The following is a 23739-nucleotide window of genomic DNA, read 5'->3' as shown; positions in this document are numbered from 1 at the left end:
CGATTGTTTTTGTTGTTGGTCTTGCCCAGTGATTGTTTCGTTTTTATTCAGCCTGTTAGCCGATGGCCGTGTTAACGACGATGTCATCATCCAACACCACGACACCCTCGGTGCCGAGGCTGTAGATGTCATAGGTCTGGCCGTCGACCGTGGTGCTGCCCGTCTGGATGGCACCGGCGATGGTCACCGTATCGTCACTGCCGCCGTGGATGGTCAGGGTGTTGCTGTCATCCGACAAGGCCACCAGCTCGGCTTGGGTGATTGTCAGGTTGGCCTCTTCGGCGAATTGCAGATCGACGGTGTCGATATTGTAATTGCCAAGGCCCGCATTGCCCAAATCGATGGTGGAATTGGCGCTCTCGTCGTCCAGAACCACATAGGTGCCACGGCTGTTGCCCGCTGCATCCTCGGCCGTCACGATCAGGTGCGACCCATCCGGCACATCGGTCTGGAAGGCAAAGTTGGTTTCGCCCAGCGCATCAATCTCGACCTGGGTGCCCAGCACTTCGGTGATAGAGCCATCGGCATTGACCTGCGACACGCTCAACTCGCCATCGCTCTGCTCGGTCGAGATGCCGCGCACGCCGTCGCCATCGCGGGTATAGCTGGCAATGACGGGGCCTTCGGGGGCCTCGGTGTCAATGCTCAGCGTGTCGCTGATGGTTTCGGTGTTGCCGACGGCGTCGGTGGCCATGACGGTGATTTCCGCGTCATAGGTGCCATCCGGGATCAGGGTCGGCGGAATATCCAGCGACCAGTTGCCGCTCGCATCCACCACAGCCGCCAGAACCGTGCCGTTGAAATCGACCATCACGGTCGAACCCGCCTCGACCTGACCGCCCAGATTGATGCCCTCGCGGGCCTCGGCGGCATTGGCTACGCCATCGCTTGCGGTCTCGGCAATGTCGAGCTGGTTGACCAGCGTATCGACCTGCACCGTGTCGGTGACAGTGGCCACATTGCCTGCCAAATCGGTGGCAGTGACCGACACTTCGGTCATGTATTCGCCGCCCGGCACCTGTTCGGGCGTGTATGGGGCCTGCCAGTTGCCATTGGCATCCACGATGGCCTGCACCGTGACACCGCCCAGGGTGACAAAGACGGTCGAACCGGGTTCGGTCGTGCCTGTGACAATCACGCCATCGGTGGCCTCGGCCCCCGAAATGACGTTGTCGCCTTCAATGATATCGGCAGAAACCGAAAGGTTGTCCACATGGGTGTCGACCATCACCGTGTCAGTGGCCGTGGCCGTGTTGCCTGCGGCATCGGTCGTCGTGGCCACGATATCGGCCTGATAGGTGCCGGGCGCAATCTCATTGGCGCTGTAAAAGGCCTGCCAGACACCGGCCGAATTGGCCACGGCCTGATGGGTTACGCCGCCCATGGTCACGCTGACCAGGGCGCCGGGATCGGCATTGCCCGACAACAGGACACCATCCGCCGCCTCTTCGGCGTTGATCAGGTCGTCGCCCTCGATGGGGCCATTGATGGTCAGGATGCTGGCCTGGGTGTCGACGCTGACCGATTGGGTCACGCTGCTGGTGTTGCCCGCAGCGTCCGTCGCCGTGGCCACCATGTCAGTGGCATAGGTGCCCGATGGGATCTGATCGCCCGCAAAGGTCGCCGTCCACGACCCGTCGGCGGCGACTGTGGCCATCGCTGTGGCCCCGCCCAGTTGCACAAGCACGCTCGATCCGGGCTCAACCACGCCGGTCACAACCAGACCTGCGGCTTGTTCGCCTTGGTTGATGGTGCCGTCCACGCCGCCCGCAGACGAGGTAAAGCCCAGCGCATTGACCAATGTGTCCACTTCGACAGTGCCGGTGGCGGTCGAGGTATTGCCCGCGACATCTGTCGCCGTGGCGGTCACGGTCGCATCATATTCACCCGATGGAAGTTCCGAGGCGAGGAAGGTCACGCTCCACGATCCATCCGCAGCCACGGTTGCCGCATGGGTGACCGTGCCAAAGGTGACCATGACACTCGATCCGGGATCGGCAGAACCGGTGAGGGTCACGCCATCGGCGGCCTCGGCCCCATTGATCACACCATCGGTTTCAACGGTGTCGGTGTTGATCGACACATTCGCATCGGTGTCCACGTCCACTGTTTGAGTGGTGGACAGGGTGTTGCCCGCCGCATCGGTGGCAGTGGCCACGATCTCGGTGGAATAGGTGCCCGCCGCGATGTCGCTTGCGGCAAAGGTGGCGCTCCAGCTGCCATCGGCGGCCACGGTTGCGGTGGTTGTGGCCCCGCCCATAGTGACAACAACGGTCGATCCCGCTTCGGCCAGGCCAGTGACAACCAGACCGTCGGTGATTTCCGCGCTGCTGATGATGCCGTCGCTGCCGCCCGAGGTCGATGTGATCTCAAGGGCATTCACAAAGGTGTCGACGGTCACGGTGCCGGTCGCGGTGGTCGTGTTGCCTGCCGCATCGGTGGCCACAGCCGTCACTTCGGCGTCATATTCGCCCGCCGCAATCTCGCTGGCCGCGAAATCCACGCTCCAGTTGCCATCGGCATCCACAACCGCGTCATGGGTGACGCCAGCCAGGGTGACAACAACGGTCGATCCGGCCTGCGCCGTCCCGGTCAGGGTCACGCCATCGCTGGCCTCTTCGCCATTGATGATGCCGTCGATTTCCACGGTGCTGGTGTTGATGGTCACGTCCACGACGGTGTCGATGACAACGGTGTCGGTGACAGTGGTCGTGTTGCCAAAGCTGTCCGAAGCCACAATCGTCACGGTCGATGAATATTCGCCCTCGGCCAGGGTGCCCGGCTGCCATGTGGCGGTCCAGGTGCCGTCCTCGCCCACGGTTGTGGTGCGGGTGATGCCTTCGATGGTGATCTCAAGGGTCGCGCCCACTTCGCCCGTGCCGGTCAGGGTCAGGCCCCCTTCCAACTCGGTGCCGCCCACGACATGACCAAAGCTGTCCGTGCCGCTGGTAAAGGCAACCTCGGGGCCAACCGTGTCGATAACGACGCCCGGGCCATCCAGGGTGGTTGTTTCCCCATCGGGATGGGTCACAACGACAACGCTTTCATACGTGCCATCATCGGGGAAGGTGTCACCCTCAAGGGTCACACCCCAGGTGCCATCCTCGCCGATCACGGTGGTGACCACAGAGGTGCCAACCGTCACTTCGACCGTATCGCCGGTCTCGCCGGTGCCGGTCACAGTGATCACATGGGTGCTGACATCGTCGCCGCCGATGTCGCTCGTGGTATCAGGATCATCGACGGTCGGCACTGCCGGGGTGCCGCCGCCGCCATCGTCCAGCAGTGTCACACCGCCGACAACAGCCGCCGCACCGCCCAGGCCCAACAGGCTCCCGCCGCCCAGAATGGCAGCACCCAGCATCGACACTTCTTCATCCGCGCCGGTGGCGGCTTGGGCCACCTCGGTGCGTCCCAGGTAAATCAGGTCATCCGAAGGGCTCCACTTGCCCCACTGTTCGGTCGGGCCGAACTGGGCATAAAGCTCGCCCTCGGTGGTCTCAACAAAGGCCACCTCGTTGAGATAGCCATCAGACGAGATAAAGAGGCGGTTCGCCTCTCCCACATCATTGAAATAGTTTTCCAGGGTGATCGTGCGACCATCCACCAGGGTGAGGATCAGATCGTCACCGCTGCGGTTCTGAGACGACAAATCCGTCTGCCGCACATTCAGGGAAATTTCTTGTCCAGAAGAAAGCGTGACCGTCGTGTTGCCCTCTTCGGGCACGACTCCACGCTGCAATGCGCCCGCATCATTGCGGACGACGAAATCAATCGCCTTCATAACACCACCACTCTCGCCTCAGGGCCGCTTATCTGCGGCTCCCTTTGTTTATACGTTTACCGTGTCGCCGGCATTATTCGCCGTGCTGACCAAACTCTACGGGCCTAAGGTAATCCAAACGCGAATCAAGGGATAGAGTCTTTTTTGCTCCGAAATACTATTTCCAGCAACCACAGGTAGGTATTGTGCCCAAAATGACTCAATTTACGACAAAACAGGCCGAAAAGGACCCGAACAGAATGAACAAAGACGCACTTTTGGGCTTGTGGCAGGCCGGTGTCGCGGCTGTTGGCGGGTCAACTGCGGTCGAGACCGCGTTGAAAACGCACGCAATTGCGCGGCCTGACCGGATTGTCGCGGTGGGAAAGGCGGCTGCGGCCATGGCCGCACCGGCCGCCGCACGCTGGCCGGATGTGCCCTGCCTGATCGTGACGAAATACGACCATATCGACGGGGTTCCGACCCATGCGGAAGTGATCGAGGCGGCCCATCCGGTGCCCGATGATGCCTCTCTCAAGGCCGGGCGTGCCATGCAAAAGGCCATCGCGGATTGCGGGCCCGAGACCCATCTTCTGGTGCTGGTTTCGGGCGGGGCCTCCGCCTTGGCCGAAGTGCCGGCGGAGGGCCTCGACCTCGCAGGGCTGCGGGACGAGACAAACGCGCTTCTGGCCTCTGGCGCGGATATTGGTGCCATGAACGTGCACCGCACGGGCCGGTCCCAGATCAAGGGGGGCAAGCTGCTCGCCGGGTTCGGGGGCGCTCAGGTCACAACGCTGGCCCTCTCGGATGTCGAGGGGGACGCGCTGGCCACCATTGGCTCGGGCATCGGCGACGCCCCAGACGAACGCAGCTTCGACTTTACCGCCCATATCGTGGCGAGCAATGCCATCGCCCGCGCCGCCGTCGCCAAGGCGAGCCCCGTGCCGATCCGGACCAATGCCGAAACGCTCTACGACAACGTCACAACACTGGCCCCCCGGATCGCGGAACAGCTCAAGGGTGCCCAACCGGGGCTACACATCCTCGGCGGAGAACCTGTGGTGCATCTGCCCGAAAACCCGGGCAAAGGTGGGCGAAACATGGCGCTGGCGCTGACGCTGGCGCGCGAAATCGCGGGGACGCAGGGGCTGCGCATTCTGGTGGCAGGCACGGACGGGACGGATGGGCCCACCGACGGCGCGGGCGCCATCGTGGATGGCAGCACCTGGACGCCGGATGGGCAAACCGCCCTCGACACCGCCAACGCCTACCCATGGCTCGCCGCCCGCGACGCGCTGGTGATCACCGGCCCCACCGGCACCAATGTCATGGACCTGCTGATTGCGCACAAAACCTGAGCGCCAGGGCCCGCCTGTGGGCCACTTGCATTCTCTGTTCCAAAAACTCCCGGGTGTGAGGCCGAAATGCCGAGGGGGCCGCCCCCCTTTCCCCGCTTGACAGACCGCGCCACAGCCCCAACCGTGGCGCTATGAAAAACACACTCCGCGACATTGAAGAACTGCCCGACCTCGGGATCACGCTCAGCGACGGCACGCGCCTCTCGGCGCGGGTCTGGCGGCCCACCGACGCCAGCAGCGATCCGGTGCCGGTGATCCTGGAATACCTTCCTTACCGCAAACGCGACGGCACCTGCGCGCGCGACGCGCTCACCCATCCTTACTTTGCCGAACGGGGCTATGCCTGCCTGCGGGTGGACATGCGCGGCAATGGCGACAGCCACGGGCTGATGGAAGACGAATACACCCAACAGGAACTCGACGATGCGGTCGAGGTGATCGACTGGGCCGCCTCCCAACCCTGGTGCAGCGGCACGGTCGGCATGATGGGGATAAGCTGGGGCGGCTTCAACGGGTTGCAGGTGGCCGCGATGACGCCTGATCCGCTCAAGGCGGTGATCACGCTCTGCTCGACCGTGGATCGCTTTGCCGACGACATCCATTACAAGGGCGGATGCCTGCTGAACGAAAATCTGGGCTGGGGGGCGACCATGTGGTCCTATTCCTCTCGCGCGCCCGACCCGGCCCTGCGCCCTGACTGGCGCGAGATATGGATGGACCGTCTCGAGAATGAGCCCTTCCTGCCCGCCACATGGCTGCGCCACCAGACCCGCGACGCATACTGGAAACACGGCTCGGTCATCGAAAGCTATGACACGATCAAGGCCAAGGTCCTGGCCGTTGGCGGCTGGGGCGACGCCTACAAGAACGCGGTGCCGCAACTGGTCGACGCGCTGCCCGGCGCCAAGGGGATCATCGGGCCCTGGGTCCACAAATACCCGCACTTTGCCGTGCCCGAACCGCGCATCGGCTTTCTGCAAGAGGCGCTGCGTTGGTGGGATCGCTGGCTCAAATGCGTCGAGACAGGGGTGGAGGAAGACCCAGACCTGCGCACATATCTCATGGATGGGGTGCGCCCCGCCACCTGGTACAGCGACCGGCCCGGCCACTGGATTGGTCAAAAGGCAGGTGATCTGCACCGGGGCGGAGATCACAGTGTCTATCATATGGGCGCAGGCACTCTGAGCCTTGAGGCGGCGGACACCCATGTCACTGTCGCCTCCCCCGCCGACACCGGTGCCGATGCGGGCGAGTATTGCGCTATCTGGCTGGGCCCCGAATTGCCCGGTGATCAGCGCCGCGATGATGCGCTCTCTGCCTGCTGGACAAGCGCCCCGCTGGCCAACGACACCGAAATCTCGGGCGCACCACAGGTACACCTCACGGGGATCACGGATCAGCCGCAGGGTCAGATTGCCGTGCGCCTCAACCATGTCCATCCCGACGGGGCCAGCACGCGGATCACCTTTGGCGTGCTGAACCTTTCACACCGCCATTCGGCATCCGACCCCACGCCCATGACACCCGGCACCCCCGAAGAGATCAGCATCGTCCTCGATCACGCAGGCTACACCGTGCCCAAGGGTCACCGGATTCGCGTCGCCATCAGCACTGCCTATTGGCCGCTGATCTGGCCCGCGCCGTCGCCCGTTCAATTGACCGTGACCAAAGGCCGCCTCGCCCTGCCCCATCCCGGCCCCGTCACCGGCGCGGTCCGCTTTGAGCCGCCCGCCGCTGCCGCCGCCTGGGAGACCGAAGAGCTGCGCCCAGAAAACCACATCCGCCGCCAGGAGGTTGATCAGGTCACCGGCCTCACCTCGCTGGTGATCGAGGATGATTTTGGCAAGGTCCGCGATGCCGATCACGGGCTGATCAACGGCTCTGTCGCCCGCGAACGCTGGGACATCCACCCGGACGATCCCCTGTCGGCCCGGGGCACCTGCCATTGGACGGACGAGCTTGAACGCGACGACATCAGCCTGCGCACCGAAACCCACTGTGCCATGTGGGCCGACGCCACCCATTTCCACCTCAGCGCGAGCATCGAGGCCTTCGAGAATGACGTGCAGGTCCATCACCGGACGATCACCGATACAATTCCAAGAAACGAAATGTAGCAAAACCGCCCAAAACCGACGCTTTGAAAACGGCATTACCCCTTGCGGGGCCACTTCAAATGCTTAGGCTTGAACCAGTCAACATATCTACCCGCGCAAAAGACGCGGGATTTTCAACCGGGAGACTTCAATGTCTAAACAACTTCAAAAACTGTCGTCGGAAGTGGCGGCTGGTAACCTGACGCGCCGCGAGTTCATGAGCCGCGCCGCAGCCCTCGGCGTCAGCGCCGCTGTGGCCTCGTCGATCTTTGCCGATGCGGCACGGGCCGACACACCCGTGGCGGGCGGCACCTTCAAGATGGGCGTCCAGGGTGGCGAATCCACCAACAGCCAGGACCCCGCCACATGGGCCTCCGACGTGCCGATTGCCGGCGGCCAGCTCTGGGGCGAAGGCCTCGTTGAGGTCGAAGCCGACGGCTCGCTGACCGGCCTTGTCGCCGAAAGCTGGGAAGGCTCTTCAGACGCCAAGACTTGGCGCTTCAAGATCCGCCAGGGGATCACATTCTCCAACGGCAAGACCGTCACCTCCGAAGACGTCATGCAGACCATGGCGCGCCACTCGAACGAAGATTCCAAATCCGGCGCCCTGGGCATCGTCCAAGGGATCGAAAGCATGCGCACCGATGGCGACGTGTTCGAGGTTACACTGGGCGTCGGCAACGCCGACCTGCCCTACCTGATGGCCGACTACCACCTGATGATCCAGCCAAATGGCGGCTTTGACGACCCGGCCGCAGCCATCGGCACCGGTGCCTACACGCTCGAAACGGACGAGCCCGGCGTGCGCATGGTCGGCAAGCGCCGCAGCGACTATTGGGGCGGCGACCAGACGGTCACAGCCCACTATGACACGGTCGAGGTTATCGTTCTGAACGACGCGACGGCCCGGACCGCAGCCCTGCAATCGGGCCAGGTCGACACGATCAACCGGGTTGAACCCAAGATCGCCAAACTGCTCGACCGCGCCCCCACCATCGACGTGCTGTCGACGGCTGGCCGGGGCCACTATGTGTTCATCGCGCATATCGACACGGCCCCGTTTGACAACAACGAATTGCGGCTCGCGCTGAAACACGCGCTCAACCGCGAGGAAATGGTCGAGAAAATCCTGCAGGGCTATGGGTCCATCGGGAACGACATGCCGATCAACGCGGCCTATCCGCTCTTTGACGACACGATCCCCCAGCGGGACTTCGATCTGGAAAAAGCGGCCGAGCACTACAAGAAATCCGGCCACGATGGCTCGCCCATCATCCTGCGGACAGCCGATGGCGCCTTCCCCGGTGCGGTCGATGCCGCGGCGCTCTTCCAGCAATCAGCCCAAGCCGCTGGTATTCCACTGGAAATCAAGCGTGAGCCCAACGATGGCTACTGGTCCGAAGTCTGGAACGTGCAACCTTTCTGCTGCTCCTATTGGGGTGGTCGTCCGGTGCAGGACCAGATGTACACCACGGCCTACCTCTCGACCGCGGACTGGAACGACACGCGCTGGAAACGGCCCGAGTTCGACGAGATGCTGCTGGCGGCGCGTGCCGAATTGGACGAGGCCAAGCGCAAGGAAATCTACTCGAAAATGGGTCGTATGCTGAACGAAGAGGGTGGCCTGATGGTGCCCATGTTCAACGACTTCGTCGACGCGGTCTCCACCAAGGTCAAAGGCTGGACCAGCGATCCAAACGGGCCGCAAATGAACTGGTACGCCTTCAAGAAGACCTGGAAAGCGTAAGACAGGATCATGCATCCCGTTGTAAAACTGGTGGCTCAGCGCTTAGCGCTGGGCGCCCTTCTCCTCCTCGCAGCCTCCGCTCTGATCTTTGGTCTGACCGAAGTGCTGCCCGGCGACGCCGCCCAAGCCATCCTTGGGCAATCCGCCACCCCTGAAAGCCTTGCCAACCTGCGCGAAGAAATGGGGCTGAACCGGCCCGCGCTGACGCGCTATGTCGAATGGTTGGGCGGTATCTTTACCGGCGATCTGGGCAACGCGCTGACAAACAAGCTGCCGATCGCCGATCAGGTCTCGTCGCGCATGTCCAACACGCTGTTTCTGGCCTTCTGGGCCGCGATCATCTCGGTGCCGCTGGCGCTGATCCTCGGCCTCATCGCCGTACGTTACCAAAACCGCTGGCCGGACAAGATCATCTCGGGGATCACCCTTGCCTCGATCTCTCTGCCCGAGTTCATGATCGCCTATCTGCTGATCTTCTTCTTTGCGGTGCAACTCTTCTGGGCCCCCTCCTTTGCCTCGATCAACGACAGCATGTCGCTGTTGGAACAGCTGCACGCGATCTCGCTGCCCGTGGCGGTGCTGACGCTGGTGGTGCTGGCACACATGATGCGCATGACCCGCGCCGCCATCCTCAACGTGATGCAATCGGCCTATATTGAAACGGCGGAACTCAAGGGCCTGAACGCCTTTTCGGTGATCCGCAAACACGCCTTCCCCAACGCCATCGCGCCCATCGTGAACGTGGTGATGATCAACCTGGCCTATCTGGTTGTGGGCGTCGTGGTGGTCGAAGTGGTCTTTGCCTATCCCGGCATGGGACAATACCTGGTGGACGCGGTTGTGAAACGCGACGTGCCCGTGGTGCTGGCCTGCGGCGTGATCTTTGCTGCCGTCTACATCATCCTGAACATTGTGGCCGATGTCGTCTCTATCCTGGCAAACCCACGTTTGAGGCATCCAAAATGACACATCAGCTGCGCCCCTTGTTTTCACACGTTGGCAGTTTTCTGGGCGGTCTCACCGTGATGACACTCGTGGCAACCCCCGTGGCTATCTTGATCTGGCTTCAGACATCTATCGTTGAAAACATGCACCGAAAGTTCATCGGAACACCCAACAGTGAACTGATGAGTAAATTCAAAAAAATGGGCTTCTATGTGGTTTCGCTAGAAGCCGCGAAGTGGAACCATCCCAATGGATTGAACCTGACACCCGTGGTTTTCTTCAAGGCAAAAGAGCACTTGGTTTCGACATGCCCAGAGCCACACTGCAGGTTTCACGCGGCCAGAAAAACCACCCCTTACCTTAGCTTGTTTAAGAAAGTGGAACGTGCGGCATGGGCGACACGTGATGGAGAGATCGTTGGGGTGTTTGGCGAACATCATCCAATGGTTGGCAATCTGTAGTGCGGGAACTTAAAAAATGCTGAAAAACATCCCCCTCTCCGCCGCCATCGGCCTGATCATCACAGGCACCTATTTCCTCGCCGCCATATTCGCTGACGTCATCGCCCCCTACGGCATGGCCGAAGCCGTGGGCGACGTGTGGGAGCCCTCCTCATCCGAACACTGGCTCGGCACCGACCAGATCGGGCGGGACCTGCTGACGCGGATGATCTATGGCGGGCAAACCACGATCCTGATCGCCACACTGGCCACCATCCTCAGCTTCGCGACAGGCTCCGTCCTGGGCTTCATCGCCGCCGTCTCGGGGGGCTGGATCGACCAGATCATGAGCCGCCTTGTCGACCTGTTCATGTCGATCCCCTCACTGATCCTGGCGCTCGTAATCCTCAGCTCCATCGAGGCGACAGTGGTGACACTTGTGGTGATCATGGGACTGCTCGATTCAACCCGGGTCTACCGGCTGGCCCGCGCCGTCGCCGTGGACATCACCGTGATGGACTACGTGGAGGCCGCACGGCTCCGGGGCGAAAAGCTGCAATGGATCATCTTCCGCGAGATTCTGCCCAACGCGCTCTCCCCTCTTGTTGCGGAAATGGGGCTGCGGTTCATCTTCATGGTGCTCTTCATCTCGACGCTGTCCTTCCTCGGCATCGGGGTCCAGCCACCACTGGCCGACTGGGGCGGGATCGTGAAAGAGAACAAGGAAGGGATCAACTTCGGCATCGGGGCCGCGCTCTATCCTGCCGTGGCCATCGCCACACTGGCGATCAGCGTGAACCTCATCGCCGACTGGATCCTGAACCGCACCACCTCACTCAAAGGGGGACGCGGATAATGACAACGCCCTGCTTCTTCTCTTTCCAAATACTCCGGGGGTCCGGGGGCAGCGCCCCCGGGTGTAGACACCAATGACAAAACCTCTCCTGCAAGTGCGCGGCCTCAAGATCGGGGCCACCGTCTACCCACCGGGTGAAAAGCCACACGACATTGAAATCGTGCACGGCGTCGATTTTGACGTCGAGGCGGGCAAGGTGCTGGGGCTGATCGGCGAATCCGGGGCGGGCAAATCCACCATCGGCCTTGCGGCCATGGCCTATGGGCGCGGCGGCGTGGAACTGACGGGGGGCACCGTCCACGTCAACGGGCGTGACGTGCTGCAATCAAGCGTGCGGGACGTGCGGCGTCTGCGCGGCGCCGAGGTCACCTATGTCAGCCAGTCGGCAGCGGCGTCGTTCAACCCGGCCAAACAGATCATGGAACAGGTGATCGAGGCGGCGGTGCTGCAAGGCAAATTCAACAAAACCGATGCCGAACAACGGGCCCGCGACCTTTTTGCCAAGCTGGGCCTGCCCGACCCCGACAATATCGGCAACCGCTACCCCCACCAGGTCTCCGGTGGCCAACTGCAACGCTGCATGACGGCGCTGGCGCTTTGCCCCGAACCCGATCTGGTGGTGTTTGACGAGCCGACAACAGCGCTCGACGTGACCACACAGATCGACGTGCTCAAGGCGATCAAGGACGCGATCCGAGACACCGGCGTCGCCGCCCTCTACATCACCCACGACCTGGCCGTGGTGGCCCAGGTCAGCGACCACATCATGGTGCTGCGCATGGGCGAAATGGTCGAATACGGCACCACGGACGCGATCATCAACCACCCGCAAGAGGACTACACCAAGGCGCTCGTCTCCGTCCGCTCGATCGAGCACGAGGAAAAGCAGCCCACCGAACCGGTCCTGCGGGTCGAGAACATCACCGCCCGCTACAAGGGCACCAATTTCGACGTGCTGCACAATGTCTCCGTCGACCTCAGCCCCGGGCAGACGCTCGCTGTGGTGGGGGAATCCGGCTCTGGCAAATCCACGCTGGCGCGGGTGATCACCGGCCTTCTGCCCCCCCGTGACGGCACGATTACCTTCGCCGGGCGCACGTTAACGCCCGATCAACCCAGCCGCAGCCTCGAAGACCTGCGCGAGCTGCAAATGATCTACCAGATGGCCGACACGGCCATGAACCCGCGCCAAACCGTGGGCACGATCATCGGACGGCCCCTCGAATTCTATTTCGGGCTCAAGGGGGACGAAAAACAAAAGCGGATACAGGAACTGCTGGACGAGATTGAACTGGGTTCCGGCTTCCAGGATCGGTATCCGGCGGAACTGTCGGGCGGGCAAAAACAACGGGTCTGTATCGCACGGGCCCTGGCGGCCAAGCCCAAACTGATCATCTGTGACGAAGTGACAAGCGCGCTTGACCCGCTGGTTGCCGACGGCATCCTCAAATTGCTCTTGAACCTGCAAAAGATCGAAGATGTGGCCTATCTCTTCATCACGCACGATCTGGCGACGGTCCGGGCCATCGCCGACAGCATCGCGGTGATGTATCAGGGCAAGGTCCAGCGCTACGGCACCAAATCCGAAGTGCTCACACCGCCCTTTGACGACTACACCGACTTGCTGCTCAGCTCCGTGCCCGAGATGAAACTGGGCTGGCTCGAAGACGTGATCGCAAACCGCAAAATGGAAAGCGCCGGCAACTGATTGCCGAGCCATCGGCAAGGTTTCGAGCATGTCAAAATTTGTGCGACGAAACCCCGTGGCCGTCCGTAAAACTGTCTCCATTCACAACGGAGACAAACAGATGACCCAACGGTTTACACCTCTGACGCTGATCGCGTTCGTGGCCCTGCCCACATTTGCATTTGCCCAAAACACCGCGCCCGATGTGGCGAAAATGGCCAACGCACTGAATATCACCCAGGCCGAAGCCCAAAGCTGCCTGCCCGCGAGTTTGGCAGCAGGCAAGCGCCCCTCACGCAGCGAGCGGACCGCGACAATGGCATGTTTCAAGACAGCCAATCCAAACCTGACAGATGGCGAAATCCGGTCGATCCTGCGCGATATGCGCCCCTGACCACCAAGGCCAACGGGTCCGGACTTCGACGCGAAGTCCGGCTGCTTTCCGACACGGAAAGCGGCGCTCCCTCAACCGCTGCGCCCAGCAAATGTAAAACCTTCGTTGCGGAAATGATGGCTCGCGTAAATACGCGGGCTTGGATATGTGTGTCATGACCAAATGGATATCAGTCTTATGAACACCAAACTCCTCCTGATCATCCTCGATGGCGTGCCCTACCGCAATTGGCGCCGCCTTTTCGGCAATCTCGAAGGGTGGGTCGACAGCGGCGATGCCCGCATCTGGAAAATCCGCTCGGTCCTGCCGTCGATCTCGGCCTCCTGCTATGCGTCCATCCACACCGGGGTGACCCCCGCCGAACATGGCTGCACCGGCAACGGAAACGTCTTTCGCCTCAGCCACCCGGATGTCTTTTCCCAGACCCGCGCCGCGGGTGGCATCACCGGGGCCGTCGCCCATTCGTTCTGGTCCGAGTTCTTCAACCGCCACCCCTTCGATTTCGTGCGCGACATCGAATATGACGAACCCGGCAGCGAAACCATCAACCATGGCCGCTTTCACACCATGACGGGCTACGGCCAGACCAACCAGATGACGCCCTCAGACGTGGACCTCTTTGGAACACTCACCAACCTCTGTCTGCGGTTCGGACTGAACTACGGGATGCTGCACACCTGCACCCTCGACAGCATGGGCCACCGGTTCTTCCACGAAAGTCAGGAGATGGACCACGCCTGCTTCGTCATGGACGAAATGCTGGCCCCCTTCATTCCGCGCTGGCGGGAAATGGGCTATGAGGTGATTGTGACAGCAGATCACGGCCAAGACGCGCGCGGCCATCACGGCGGGCGCGACCCGCTGCAACAAGAGGCAGCACTTTACTATTTCGGGGACGCACAAGGCCCCGACGCAGACACGGTCATTGACCAGCTGCAACTGGCCCCCACCATCCTGCACCGCCTTGGCGCGCCCATCCCCGACACGATGAAGGCCAAGCCGTTTCTGACCTAGGCCGTCGCCTTCAGCGTCGCAAAGATGCCTGCCAGTTGCTCCGATTGCGTCATGCCGCGCACGGTCTCCTGCAATTCCCCTGCCCCATCAAACAGCAGCAGCGTCACATGCGGCACCGCATATTGCCGGGCAAAGGCCGCGCCTTTGTCGGTCTTGATATCGGCCACGAGGTACACCATCCCGCAATCGTCCATATCGCTCAGGGCCTGACGGGTTTCCCGCTGCAACGAGGTGCAGACGGGGCATTGCGGGTCATGGATCTGCACGATGGTCGGATGGCCTTGGCCCACCTTGCTCAGGTCATGTTCCGCTGCATAGGCGCGAAACGATCCCACGCCCCAAAGGCCCAGACCACCCACCGCAGCGGTGGCGGCAGCCCCCCCACCCAAGAGGGTCCGGCGCGACATCCCGGGGCCCGCCGCCGGTTTGGCCGACGATTTTACGCGTTTCTTTGATTTGGGCATCCGCGCCTCCTGCTATCCGATATGCGCCGACACTAGCGGCCAATCGGAAGGGTCGGTCTCACGATCCCGTCATCACTTTGTGAACGTTTCGTTAACGGCGGCGGTCAAAGGTTAACGCCTGCCCAAGCCTGAACGACAGGTTAATGATCGCGCAGCTTCCAAAACGTACGGTTTGCCCATGAAACTGCTCATTTTTGCGAAAACTGGCCAAATCGGGCCCAATTCACCAGGTTCAAAACGTGCAAAAGGCGGGCCAAACTGTACGTTTTGGCCCGCCTTGTTCCGTCAATCCACAGCGCGCGCTGCGTTAACCTTTAAGCCGCTGCCGCTTCCGCATCGGCCTTTTCCCAGGGCCGGACAAAATCGCCCAGCACCGTCTGGATCGCTTGATCACCCGTCCCGTTTGGTTCCACCTGCGCGACAAGTCCGCGCTTTTTGTCATCCACAACAGACACCACGCGCGCATCCAGTTCGGCCGCTGACAGGGCCGCGTTAAAGACGCGGGTGATCGCCTCTTTGCGCAGGTCGGGCTTGAACACTTTGCCCACCGCCGTCTTGGGCAGTTCGTCCAGAATGGTCATGTGTTTGGGTTGCGCCGCGCGCTCGTGCACATGCGCCTTGCAATGGGCCAAAAGCTCATCGGGCGTCACCGACGCGCCCTCGACCAGCTCGACATAGGCGCAAGGCAGCTCGCCTGAATGCGCGTCGGGCTGGCCAATGGCACCGGCAAAGGCCACCGCCGGATGGCCCATCAGCGCCTCCTCGATCTCGGCCGGATCAATGTTGTGGCCCCCGCGAATGATCAGGTCCTTGGCCCGGCCCGTAATCCACAGATACCCGTCGCTGTCAAAGCGGCCCAAGTCACCTGTACGCAGGTATTTGTCCTTATAATACAGATCTTTATTCTTTTCGGCCTCGGTATATGTGTTGCCCGGCCAGACACCCGGATTGCTGACGCAAATCTCGCCGATCTCATCGGTTCCGGCCTCGACCGGGCCTTCGGGCGTGCCCTTGTAAATCTTGACCTCAGTATAGGGAAACGGAATGCCGACAGAGCCGATTTTCTTCTCCCCATCCACCGGGTTGCCGGACACAAGGCACGTGGCCTCGGTCATGCCATAGCCTTCAATAATGTCCACTCCGGCCGCTTTTTCGTATCGCTTGAACAGCTCTTGAGGCAGCGGGGCCGACCCGGAAAACGTTGATTTCACAGTGCTGATATCGGCATCAATCCCGCGCTGCATCATCGCGGCAATGGCCGTGGGGACGGAGGCGATAAAGGTGATCTTCCACCGCTCAGTCAGTTTCCAGATGTTGTCGAACACGCCCTCGCCCCGGTATCCCTGCGGCGTGGGAAAGACGCAATGCGCCCCTGACGCAATCGATCCCATCAGCAGAACCTGCGCCGCCATCACGTGAAAAAGGGGCAGCGGGGCCAGCACATTGTCCTCTGCCGACAAGAGCAGGTTCGCCCCGAGCCAGCCGTTGTAGACGATGCCCGAATACTTGTGCTGCGCGACCTTGGGCATGCCCGTCGTGCCGCCGGTGTGGAAGTAGCACGCGACGCGATCTTCTTGCACGTCCTCAAAGTCCAAGCTCTTGGAATGTTTGGAAACTTCCGCGCCAAAGGCCTTGTAGGCGACGCCAGGCGCCCGTTCGGATTTGGGCCGGATAAGGGGAATGATCAACGATTTGATCCCGCCCACATGGGTCAGCAGATCAACCTCCAGCACGGTCTTGACGTTGGGCGCGAGGCTCACCGCCTTGGCCATCTTCTGGGCCACGTCGGTCTTGGGGAACGGGCGCAGGGTCACGACAACCTTGGCATCCACCTCGCGCAGGATCGACCCGATCTGCTGCGGATCCAACAGCGGGTTGATCGGGGCCACGATCCCCGCCACCGCACCGCCCAGCAGGGTCAAAACCGTTTCCGTACAATTGGGCAGGACAAAAGCCACGACATCCTTGGGGCCGATGCCCATGGCGCGAAACATGTTCGCCGTCTGTGCGGTGCGTTCGCGCAAGGTTGTCCAAGTCAGCGTTTCCGCTTTTGAACTTGGGGCAGAGAACATCTGGAAACTGACCGCATTATGGGTCGGATACTTTTCCGCTGTGTCGCTCAGCATACCAAAGAGGGTCGTGGCGACGTCGCGATCCTCCCACGGCATTTCGTTCTCATATGCGACGCAATCCGCGATTCCGGCAAACGGCATGACAATCCTCCCTAACGCGCCCTTGGTTTTTATGAGGGCGCTGTTCCCTTTACTCAGAAGGATGCGGTGGATCGTCGCAATGATCAAGCATTGCGGGCCTTTACGGCCATCAGCGAACGCGGCGTCAAGCGCCGCACGCTGTCAAACGGGACGGGCGGCACCGGTCAAACCCATGCCGCCCGCGCGTAGATTTCAGTCTTGGGGAATGCGCAGAACCTGGCCCGGATAGATCTTGTCCGGATGGCTCAGCATGGGCTTGTTGGCCTCAAAGATTTCCTCGTAGCGCGCACCATTTCCCAGCGTCGCCGCCGAAATGCCCCACAGCGTGTCACCCGGCACAACGGTGTGAAACACGGGGTCCGTCGCACTTGGAACGTCGTCCTCAACCGCAGCGACGCCCTCGACGTTGCCCACGGCCAGGATCACCTTTTCCTTCATCTCTTGGCTGACCGCCGCGCCGGCCACCTTGACGGTATCGCCCTCGACGCTGATCTGCATGCCTGACGCATCCAGCCCCAGTTCGGCGATCTCGTCCTCAAGTGCGGTACTGTTAAGCGCAGGCGCATCACCACCACCCAAGAGGCTCTTGCCCTTGCCTTTCACAAAACTCCACAAACCCATAACCATCCCTTTCAAAAATGAACCTAGGGTGGTTGTCGCATGCGGTCATGCAGTTGATTAAGGGGAATTATTCCGCCGCGATGCCATCGGTGAATTGCAGCCGAGCGAGGCGCGCATAAAGGCCACCTTCCGCCACCAGCGTGTCATGCGGGCCTTGGGCCACGACGCGGCCCTGATCCAGAACCACAATGCGATCCGCCTTTTTCACGGTAGCCAAACGGTGCGCCACGATCAGCGTCGTGCGCCCTTCAGCCAGCCGGTCAACCGCATCCTGCACGAACCGCTCGCTCTCGGCATCCAGCGCACTTGTCGCCTCGTCCAAGAGCAGCACGGGCGCATCCCTAAGAATGGCGCGCGCAATGGCAATCCGCTGTTTCTGGCCACCAGACAGCATCACGCCCCGCTCGCCCAGCGGGCTGTCATAGCCCTGTGGCAAGTCCATGATAAAATCATGAGCGGCGGCGGCGCGGGCAGCCTCCTCAATCTCAGCCTGGGTGGCCTCCGGGCGGCCAAAGCCGATATTTTCTGCCGCCGAGGCGGCAAAGATCATCGGATCTTGGGGCACGAGCGCGATATGGCGGCGGAACGCTTCACGCTCCATCTGGGCGACGTCCACACCGTCTAGGGTAATGCGCCCCGATTGCGGGTCGTAAAAGCGTTGGATCATCTGGATGATCGTCGTCTTGCCTGCCCCCGAGGGGCCAACAAAGGCCACGGTTTCACCGGGTTGGATGTCCAACGAAACACCGTTGAGCGCCTGTATGTCAGGACGGCTCGGATAGGCGAAAGTCACGTCCTCAAAGCCAATGCGCCCCCGCACAGGGGTGGGCAGCGTCACGGGGGCGGCCACGTCCTGCACCGTGTCGATGGTGTGCAGCAACTCGACCAGACGTTCGGTGGCACCTGCGGCGCGCTGCAATTCACCAATGATCTCTGACAGGGCGGCCACGCCCCCTGCGACCATCACCGCATAGATCACAAACTGGATCAGCGCGCCCACGGTCATGTTGCCTGCGCGGACATCGTTGGCCCCGATCCACAACACGCCGACAATGCCCACGAAAACGAGAAAAATCACGATGGCCGTCATCAACGCCCGCGTCGTGATCCGCCGTTTGGCAGAGCCATAGCTGGCCTCGGTCACGTCCGAAAACATCGAGCGACTGGCAGTTTCGTGGGTGAAGGCTTGGACAGTTTGCACGGCAGAAAGCTGTTCCGACGCACGGCCCGAAGAGGCGGCAATCCAGTCCTGGTTTTCGCGGCTCAGCACCCGCAGCTTGCGGCCCAGAACAAGGATCGGAACGACGACGGCCGGCACGATCAGTAGGACAAGACCCGTCAACTTGGCCGAGGTCAGCAGCATCAAAACAAGCCCGCCGGTAAAGATAAGAACGTTACGGAGCGCGATGGAGATGGATGAGCCGATCACACTGAGGATCAAGGTCGTGTCGGTTGTGATCCGGCTGAGAACTTCGCCGGTCATGATGTTTTCGTAAAAGCTGGGCGACATGCCGATCACGCGGTTGAACACCGCCTTGCGGATGTCGGCCACAACCCGTTCGCCCAGCCGGGTGACCAGCGCATAGCGCAGCGCCGTGCCGATGGCCAAAAGGCCCGCAACGCCGATGGCCGCGATGAAATAGAGATCCAGCAGCGCGGCATCTTCGGTCTCGAAATTATCGACGACGCGGCGCACGGCCAAAGGCAAAGTCAGCGAAACAATTGCCGTTCCCACCAGGGCCGCGATGGCCGCAATCATCAGCTTCCAGTACGGCAGCACGAAAGGCCACAGCGCACGCAACGTCCCGATATTCTTGGATTTTGCCCGCTCTTCATTCGCGGATTTGGGGGGTGTTGGATCGGCCATGCAGGCTCCGGCAGGTTGCTTGTGGTCCGCAGATGGCCCCAAGCCGACGAGAGCGTCAAGAGGACAGATTGCCCGCGCCCGTTTTCACGTCTCAGAATAAGGGAAAAGAGGTGGAGCGGGCGGCGGGAATCGAACCCGCGTCATTAGCTTGGAAGGCTAAGGTCTTACCACTACACAACGCCCGCGCACTGGACCCGTGTGGTAGGGCATCGCCCTGGCAGCGTCAAGACCACAGCACGCGGTTTCAGGGCGTTTGCACCCCGCTTCGGTTCAGCGCAATGGCATAAAGACTGGTCGTCGCAGTGATATAAAGCACATGCTTGCCCCGCCCCCCGAAACACACGTTCGAGACCAGTTCCGGCACCAGGATCTTGCCCCGCAGCGTGCCGTCCGGCCCGATGCAATGCACCCCATCCGCAGCCGAGGACCACAGGTTGCCCTCGGTGTCGAAACGGAACCCGTCGGCCATGCCGGGATTGATCTCGTGAAACACCTCACCGCCGCTCAACCTGCCATCCACGCCCACGTCAAAGGCGCGGATATGGGTGGGATCGCCTTTGAACATCCGGCCCGTATCAGCCATCATCAACCGCGTCTCATCTGGCGTAAAGGCCAGCCCGTTGGGGCAGTTGCCATCCGTGACCATCGCCTGCATCGCCCCATCGCTCGGGTCTATACGGTAGACGTGGCACGGCAGTTCCTGCGCGCTCTGAAACCCTTCGTAATTCGTCATGATCCCGTAATGGGGGTCAGTGAACCAAATGGTGCCATCGGATTTGACCACCACATCATTGGGCGAATTCAACCGCTTGCCCTCAAAGCTGTCGGCAATGACGGTGATTGTGCCGTCATGCTCCGTGCGCGTCACCCGGCGCGTCCCATGTTCGCACGAAATGAGCCGACCCTCGCGGTCGCGCGTGTGCCCGTTGGCAAAATTGGATGGCAACCGGTACGTCGATATGCCTTCCCCCGGCGTCCAACGCATGATCCGGTTGTTGGGAATGTCCGAGAAAAGCAGGCAATTGGCGTCCCCAAACCACACCGGTCCTTCGGTCCAGTCAAAACCGGTGGCCAGCTGTTTCACGGGCGCGTTGCCCAGCACGTAGGTGTCAAAAACGGGATCGTAGCTTTGGTAAAACGACATGGTGTCCCCTGCTATTCAGCTTTCATTGCGCATGGCCCAAAGGTACCGTCATCGCCAGCGTTAGGATAGGATGCACATGATGGATCATACCGATCAAACCACTGTTTTGACCCATGCGGGCGTGATGGCGATGTTGGCCGCCGCCATCGCGGAGGCCGAGGCCACAGGCCAGCCACAATGCATCGTGATCGTGGACGGCTCGGGCGAGCTTTTGGGCGAGGTGCGGATGACCGGCGCAAAGTACCTCAGCCGCAAAAGCGCGCGGTCCAAGGCACGCACTGCCGCCTCGATTGGAGCGCCGACAACGGCCATTCCCGACGCGGTGCGCGCGCCCATCGGCGCTGCGACAGGGGGCGAGATGACGGCCCTGCCCGGCGGATTGCCAATCAAAGTCGGTGGCGTTTTGCTCGGTGGGATCGGGGTCGGCTCTGGCAGCGGCGATCAGGACGTTGCAGTGGGCTTGGCCGCTTTGCGGGCGATCGGGGCGGCGACCGAATTTTGAAGACTCGGGCATCACTTTGAAACCGTCCGCACGCCCAGCCCAATAGGCTTGCGCCGGTTGCCCGGCAGGTTCGGGTCAGTGCCCCAGATCGCCTGATAGGTGTCCACTGTCCGGCCTTGCCGTTGCAACCAGACAAAGGCCACGCACAGGTTCAGTACCCAGAGCCCAAGGCCCAGCCACATCCAGACCGGCGCGTTCGCCTGCCAAAGCCCGCTAAAGGTCGTGACCACGGCCAAGAGCCACGCGACATAGCCCAAGGCCTTGTGCAGATACTCAAACGCAAGCCGCCGAGGCGTCATGTCATAGTGATCTCCGCGCAATTGCACATCCGTCGGCCCGCCCTTGGTCCCGCGCAGAACACCGCCCAGGATTTGCACCCCCGCCATGGCCAGTACCGTCCAGCCCATCAATGCATGGGGCCCTGGCAGCACCGCAACCAAGGGTGGGGCCGACAGGACCAGACCCAAGCCCGCAACCATCAGCACTGCCGCCCCGTATTGGCAGACCCGGTGCGTGACCCACCACGCTTGATTGTCCAGCTCACGTGGCCAATCCTGACCCGGGGCCACCTTGAAATACCGTGCCGCAAGGATGCCCAGGGGGACCATGACGATCCAGGCCAGCACCATAAGCCGCGCATGCCATGACAGGTAAAACCCGACCTCATGGGCGCGGCTTGGATCAACAGGCGACAGCAGCCACTCCCACATGGGGCCTAGCCCTTGACCGCGCCTGCGGTCATGCCGGTGATGATCTGGCGCGACGCAAACAGGGTAAAGACGATGGGCGGGATGGCGAGCAACATGCCGGTGGCCATGATGACCCCCCATTCGACGTTGAACTCGGACATGTTGTTCACAATCAGGATCGGCACGGTTTTGGTATCGCGATCCGACAGGGCCGAGGCCAGCAGATATTCGTTCCATGCAATGCGGAAGGTAAAGATGGCCGCCGCCGCGAGGCCCGGTTTGATCAGGGGCAAGACCACGAGGAAGAAGACCTGAAACGGCCCGGCCCCGTCCATGCGCGCGGCTTCCTCAAGCTGGCGGGGAACCTGAACGATAAAGCTTTGCAGGATCCAGATCACAAAGGGCAGGTTCATCGCCACATAGATCAGGATAATCCCCGAATGGGTGCCCGCAAGGCACACGTCCCCGCGCCCGCCAAACGTATCACGGATCGCCCCACCCAAAAGGCCATCGCGGTCCAGACAGAACTCGTTGTTCCACAGCCCAAAGACAGGGACGAGCAGCACCGCGGGCGGCACCATCCGCAGCATCAGCGTGCTGACCGACGCCACATCCCGTCCCATGAACCGGAACCGCACAAGCGCATAGGCGGCCATGCAGCCGATGATCAGTGTCAGCAGGGTCGAAACCAGCGCGATGATCAGCGAATTGACAAAAGCGCCCCCGAATTTCAGAGCACAGAAATCCAGGTGATCCAGCTCGTAAGGCAGCACATCGCAAAGCGCCGTTTCATAGTTCTGAATCGTGGGCAGGAACAAAAGCCCACCCGTGCCAGAAATAATATCCACGTCCAGCTTGAACGAGTTGATCAGCATCAGAACAATCGGTCCGACGGCCATGAAAATCAGCATCACCAGAATGGCATAAAAGGCCGGGTGCTGGCGGGTATGGGTTTGTGCAGCCATCAGTCGTCCGCCTCTACGGCCATACGCAGCCGATTGGCGCGGGCCTCTTGCAGTTTGGTATAGGTGAACATTGCAGCTGTCAGCAGCATAAGCAGGATCAACAGGTAGTTTGACATTGCCGCCGCCACCCCAAGTTCGCGGAACTCGGTTGCCGTGCGGCTGATCCGCAAGGCCAGGATTTCGGTCGACAAACCCGGCCCACCTTCGGTCATCACCAGGATCACTTCGAGGACCTTGAAGGCGTCAATCAGGCGCAAGAGGCATGTCACGATCAGCACGGGCATCATCAGCGGTATCTTGATGTGCCAGATCTGTTGCCAGCCGGTGGCCCCATCAATGCGGGACGCTTCCAGCGCGGATTGCGGTAACGATTGCAAGGCTGCCAGCGACAGAATGAAGATAAAGGGTGTCCATTGCCAGATATCGGCGATGATGACGGACATCAGGGCGTTCTGGCCCAGCCAGTCCACCCTTTCTACGCCGATAGTGTCGAGAAAGCGGTTAAAGGTGCCGATGGTCGGGTGGTAAATATAACGCCACATCAGGCCGACGACGACGGGCGCGATCATCATCGGTAGGATGAAGAGAGTGCGCAGCACGGACATGCCACGAATGTTGCGGTCGAGCAGCAAGGCCAGGCCCACACCCAGCAGCATTTCGATGGTCACGACGCTGACTGCGAATTTCAGGGTGACGCCCATGCTTTCGGCAAAATTGGGATCGTTCCACAGGCTGATGTAGTTGCGCAGGCCCACAAACTCGGTCTCGCCGATCTGTTGGCTGGGCGACCAGCGCCGAAAACTGCCCCAGATCATGTAAAGCAGCGGGTAAAAGAGCGCGATGATCATAATCACCGCCGCGGGCATGAAAAAGACGTAAGGCGTCAAACGATTGAGCGTTGATTTCACCGGGACGACCTTTTCATCTGAGGGTTGGTGAGGCCCGGCACCTAACAGCGCCGGACCTCGGGAGGT

Annotated in this window: 20 protein-coding genes and 1 tRNA gene; 11 read left to right on the top strand and 10 right to left on the bottom strand. The window is 61.4% G+C overall.

Going from position 1 to position 23739, the window contains the following annotated elements; translation table 11 throughout:
- Positions 1-55: 55 nt before the first annotated feature.
- A complete protein-coding gene (locus Q1A44_RS08770) occupies positions 56-3784 on the bottom strand; it encodes an Ig-like domain-containing protein (protein WP_299623043.1) in 3729 nt (1242 codons plus the stop codon).
- Between the two features lie 239 nt (positions 3785-4023).
- Between Q1A44_RS08770 and Q1A44_RS08765 the strand changes: the two genes are divergently transcribed.
- The 9 genes from Q1A44_RS08765 to Q1A44_RS08725 all read left to right on the top strand — a co-directional run bounded on the left by Q1A44_RS08765 (position 4024) and on the right by Q1A44_RS08725 (position 14300).
- A complete protein-coding gene (locus Q1A44_RS08765; protein WP_299623040.1) occupies positions 4024-5121 on the top strand; it encodes a DUF4147 domain-containing protein in 1098 nt (365 codons plus the stop codon).
- 131 nt (positions 5122-5252) lie between these two features.
- Positions 5253-7238, top strand: a complete 1986-nt coding sequence (locus tag Q1A44_RS08760; protein WP_299623037.1) for a CocE/NonD family hydrolase — start codon at positions 5253-5255, stop codon at positions 7236-7238.
- A gap of 130 nt (positions 7239-7368) precedes the next feature.
- Positions 7369-8964: an ABC transporter substrate-binding protein gene (locus tag Q1A44_RS08755; RefSeq protein WP_299623034.1), complete on the top strand. Its 1596-nt coding sequence runs from the start codon at positions 7369-7371 to the stop codon at positions 8962-8964.
- A 9-nt stretch (positions 8965-8973) separates the two neighbouring features.
- The gene (locus Q1A44_RS08750) at positions 8974-9930 is read left to right on the top strand and encodes an ABC transporter permease (RefSeq protein WP_299623030.1); all 957 of its coding nucleotides are present in this window, start codon (positions 8974-8976) and stop codon (positions 9928-9930) included.
- A complete protein-coding gene (locus Q1A44_RS08745) occupies positions 9927-10370 on the top strand; it encodes a hypothetical protein (RefSeq protein WP_299623026.1) in 444 nt (147 codons plus the stop codon). The genes Q1A44_RS08750 and Q1A44_RS08745 overlap by 4 nt, the downstream gene beginning before the upstream one ends.
- 19 nt (positions 10371-10389) lie before the next feature.
- The gene (locus Q1A44_RS08740) at positions 10390-11205 is read left to right on the top strand and encodes an ABC transporter permease (RefSeq protein ID WP_299624190.1); all 816 of its coding nucleotides are present in this window, start codon (positions 10390-10392) and stop codon (positions 11203-11205) included.
- 73 nt (positions 11206-11278) lie between these two features.
- Positions 11279-12913, top strand: a complete 1635-nt coding sequence (locus Q1A44_RS08735) for an ABC transporter ATP-binding protein (RefSeq protein ID WP_299623022.1) — start codon at positions 11279-11281, stop codon at positions 12911-12913.
- Positions 12914-13013: 100 nt separating this feature from the next.
- Complete coding sequence (locus Q1A44_RS08730) at positions 13014-13286, top strand: hypothetical protein (protein ID WP_299623019.1); 273 nt, start codon at positions 13014-13016, stop codon at positions 13284-13286.
- Between the two features lie 177 nt (positions 13287-13463).
- Positions 13464-14300, top strand: coding sequence for an alkaline phosphatase family protein (locus Q1A44_RS08725; RefSeq protein WP_299623015.1), 837 nt, complete (start codon positions 13464-13466; stop codon positions 14298-14300).
- On the opposite strand, the gene Q1A44_RS08720 is transcribed toward Q1A44_RS08725, so the two are convergent.
- Both Q1A44_RS08720 and Q1A44_RS08715 read right to left on the bottom strand, forming a co-directional pair.
- Positions 14297-14764, bottom strand: a complete 468-nt coding sequence (locus Q1A44_RS08720) for a hypothetical protein (protein WP_299623011.1) — start codon at positions 14762-14764, stop codon at positions 14297-14299. The genes Q1A44_RS08725 and Q1A44_RS08720 overlap by 4 nt on opposite strands.
- 314 nt (positions 14765-15078) lie before the next feature.
- Positions 15079-16977: an acyl-CoA synthetase gene (locus Q1A44_RS08715; RefSeq protein ID WP_299623008.1), complete on the bottom strand. Its 1899-nt coding sequence runs from the start codon at positions 16975-16977 to the stop codon at positions 15079-15081.
- A gap of 66 nt (positions 16978-17043) precedes the next feature.
- Between Q1A44_RS08715 and Q1A44_RS08710 the strand changes: the two genes are divergently transcribed.
- A complete protein-coding gene (locus Q1A44_RS08710) occupies positions 17044-17166 on the top strand; it encodes a hypothetical protein (RefSeq protein ID WP_299623004.1) in 123 nt (40 codons plus the stop codon).
- A gap of 3 nt (positions 17167-17169) precedes the next feature.
- Here the strand turns inward: Q1A44_RS08710 and lysM are convergent, their stop codons facing one another.
- The 4 genes from lysM to Q1A44_RS08690 all read right to left on the bottom strand — a co-directional run bounded on the left by lysM (position 17170) and on the right by Q1A44_RS08690 (position 20609).
- On the bottom strand, positions 17170-17598 hold the full coding sequence (lysM, locus tag Q1A44_RS08705) for a peptidoglycan-binding protein LysM (RefSeq protein ID WP_299624187.1): 429 nt from the start codon (positions 17596-17598) through the stop codon (positions 17170-17172).
- 67 nt (positions 17599-17665) lie between these two features.
- Positions 17666-19465: an ABC transporter transmembrane domain-containing protein gene (locus tag Q1A44_RS08700; RefSeq protein ID WP_299623000.1), complete on the bottom strand. Its 1800-nt coding sequence runs from the start codon at positions 19463-19465 to the stop codon at positions 17666-17668.
- 111 nt (positions 19466-19576) lie between these two features.
- Positions 19577-19650: transfer RNA gene (locus Q1A44_RS08695), tRNA-Gly, on the bottom strand.
- Between the two features lie 59 nt (positions 19651-19709).
- A complete protein-coding gene (locus Q1A44_RS08690; protein ID WP_299622996.1) occupies positions 19710-20609 on the bottom strand; it encodes an SMP-30/gluconolactonase/LRE family protein in 900 nt (299 codons plus the stop codon).
- Positions 20610-20685: 76 nt separating this feature from the next.
- On the opposite strand from Q1A44_RS08690, the gene Q1A44_RS08685 reads away from it, so the two are divergent.
- Positions 20686-21111 (top strand): heme-binding protein, encoded by a 426-nt coding sequence (locus Q1A44_RS08685; protein ID WP_299622993.1) that lies wholly within the window; start codon positions 20686-20688, stop codon positions 21109-21111.
- Positions 21112-21122: 11 nt separating this feature from the next.
- On the opposite strand, the gene Q1A44_RS08680 is transcribed toward Q1A44_RS08685, so the two are convergent.
- From Q1A44_RS08680 to Q1A44_RS08670, 3 genes are read right to left on the bottom strand one after another with little or no spacing between them, the layout of a single operon-like run.
- Positions 21123-21821: a cytochrome b561 domain-containing protein gene (locus Q1A44_RS08680; protein WP_299622989.1), complete on the bottom strand. Its 699-nt coding sequence runs from the start codon at positions 21819-21821 to the stop codon at positions 21123-21125.
- Between the two features lie 5 nt (positions 21822-21826).
- Entirely contained in the window at positions 21827-22765 is a 939-nt protein-coding gene (locus Q1A44_RS08675) for a carbohydrate ABC transporter permease (RefSeq protein ID WP_299622986.1), read from the bottom strand.
- Positions 22765-23673 (bottom strand): carbohydrate ABC transporter permease, encoded by a 909-nt coding sequence (locus Q1A44_RS08670; RefSeq protein WP_299622981.1) that lies wholly within the window; start codon positions 23671-23673, stop codon positions 22765-22767. Before Q1A44_RS08670 ends, Q1A44_RS08675 begins: the two co-directional genes overlap by 1 nt.
- Between the last annotated feature and the right edge of the window lie 66 nt (positions 23674-23739).

This window comes from uncultured Tateyamaria sp. (assembly GCF_947503705.1).
GTDB lineage: Bacteria > Pseudomonadota > Alphaproteobacteria > Rhodobacterales > Rhodobacteraceae > Tateyamaria.
Note: the sequence above shows the minus strand (reverse complement) of the source record. Positions and strands in the feature narration are given on the sequence as shown.

Bases quoted from the DNA above. Each gene is read 5' to 3' on its own strand.
- Q1A44_RS08680 (WP_299622989.1), bottom strand. From the start codon at position 21,821: ATGTGGGAGTGGCTGCTGTCGCCTGTTGATCCAAGCCGCGCCCATGAG.
- Q1A44_RS08755 (WP_299623034.1), top strand. From the start codon at position 7,369: ATGTCTAAACAACTTCAAAAACTGTCGTCGGAAGTGGCGGCTGGTAAC.
- Q1A44_RS08750 (WP_299623030.1), top strand. From the start codon at position 8,974: ATGCATCCCGTTGTAAAACTGGTGGCTCAGCGCTTAGCGCTGGGCGCC.
- lysM (WP_299624187.1), bottom strand. From the start codon at position 17,598: ATGGGTTTGTGGAGTTTTGTGAAAGGCAAGGGCAAGAGCCTCTTGGGT.
- Q1A44_RS08735 (WP_299623022.1), top strand. From the start codon at position 11,279: ATGACAAAACCTCTCCTGCAAGTGCGCGGCCTCAAGATCGGGGCCACC.
- Q1A44_RS08770 (WP_299623043.1), bottom strand. From the start codon at position 3,784: ATGAAGGCGATTGATTTCGTCGTCCGCAATGATGCGGGCGCATTGCAG.
- Q1A44_RS08725 (WP_299623015.1), top strand. From the start codon at position 13,464: ATGAACACCAAACTCCTCCTGATCATCCTCGATGGCGTGCCCTACCGC.
- Q1A44_RS08675 (WP_299622986.1), bottom strand. From the start codon at position 22,765: ATGGCTGCACAAACCCATACCCGCCAGCACCCGGCCTTTTATGCCATT.
- Q1A44_RS08760 (WP_299623037.1), top strand. From the start codon at position 5,253: ATGAAAAACACACTCCGCGACATTGAAGAACTGCCCGACCTCGGGATC.
- Q1A44_RS08715 (WP_299623008.1), bottom strand. From the start codon at position 16,977: ATGCCGTTTGCCGGAATCGCGGATTGCGTCGCATATGAGAACGAAATG.
- Q1A44_RS08700 (WP_299623000.1), bottom strand. From the start codon at position 19,465: ATGGCCGATCCAACACCCCCCAAATCCGCGAATGAAGAGCGGGCAAAA.
- Q1A44_RS08685 (WP_299622993.1), top strand. From the start codon at position 20,686: ATGATGGATCATACCGATCAAACCACTGTTTTGACCCATGCGGGCGTG.
- Q1A44_RS08730 (WP_299623019.1), top strand. From the start codon at position 13,014: ATGACCCAACGGTTTACACCTCTGACGCTGATCGCGTTCGTGGCCCTG.
- Q1A44_RS08690 (WP_299622996.1), bottom strand. From the start codon at position 20,609: ATGTCGTTTTACCAAAGCTACGATCCCGTTTTTGACACCTACGTGCTG.
- Q1A44_RS08745 (WP_299623026.1), top strand. From the start codon at position 9,927: ATGACACATCAGCTGCGCCCCTTGTTTTCACACGTTGGCAGTTTTCTG.
- Q1A44_RS08720 (WP_299623011.1), bottom strand. From the start codon at position 14,764: ATGCCCAAATCAAAGAAACGCGTAAAATCGTCGGCCAAACCGGCGGCG.
- Q1A44_RS08765 (WP_299623040.1), top strand. From the start codon at position 4,024: ATGAACAAAGACGCACTTTTGGGCTTGTGGCAGGCCGGTGTCGCGGCT.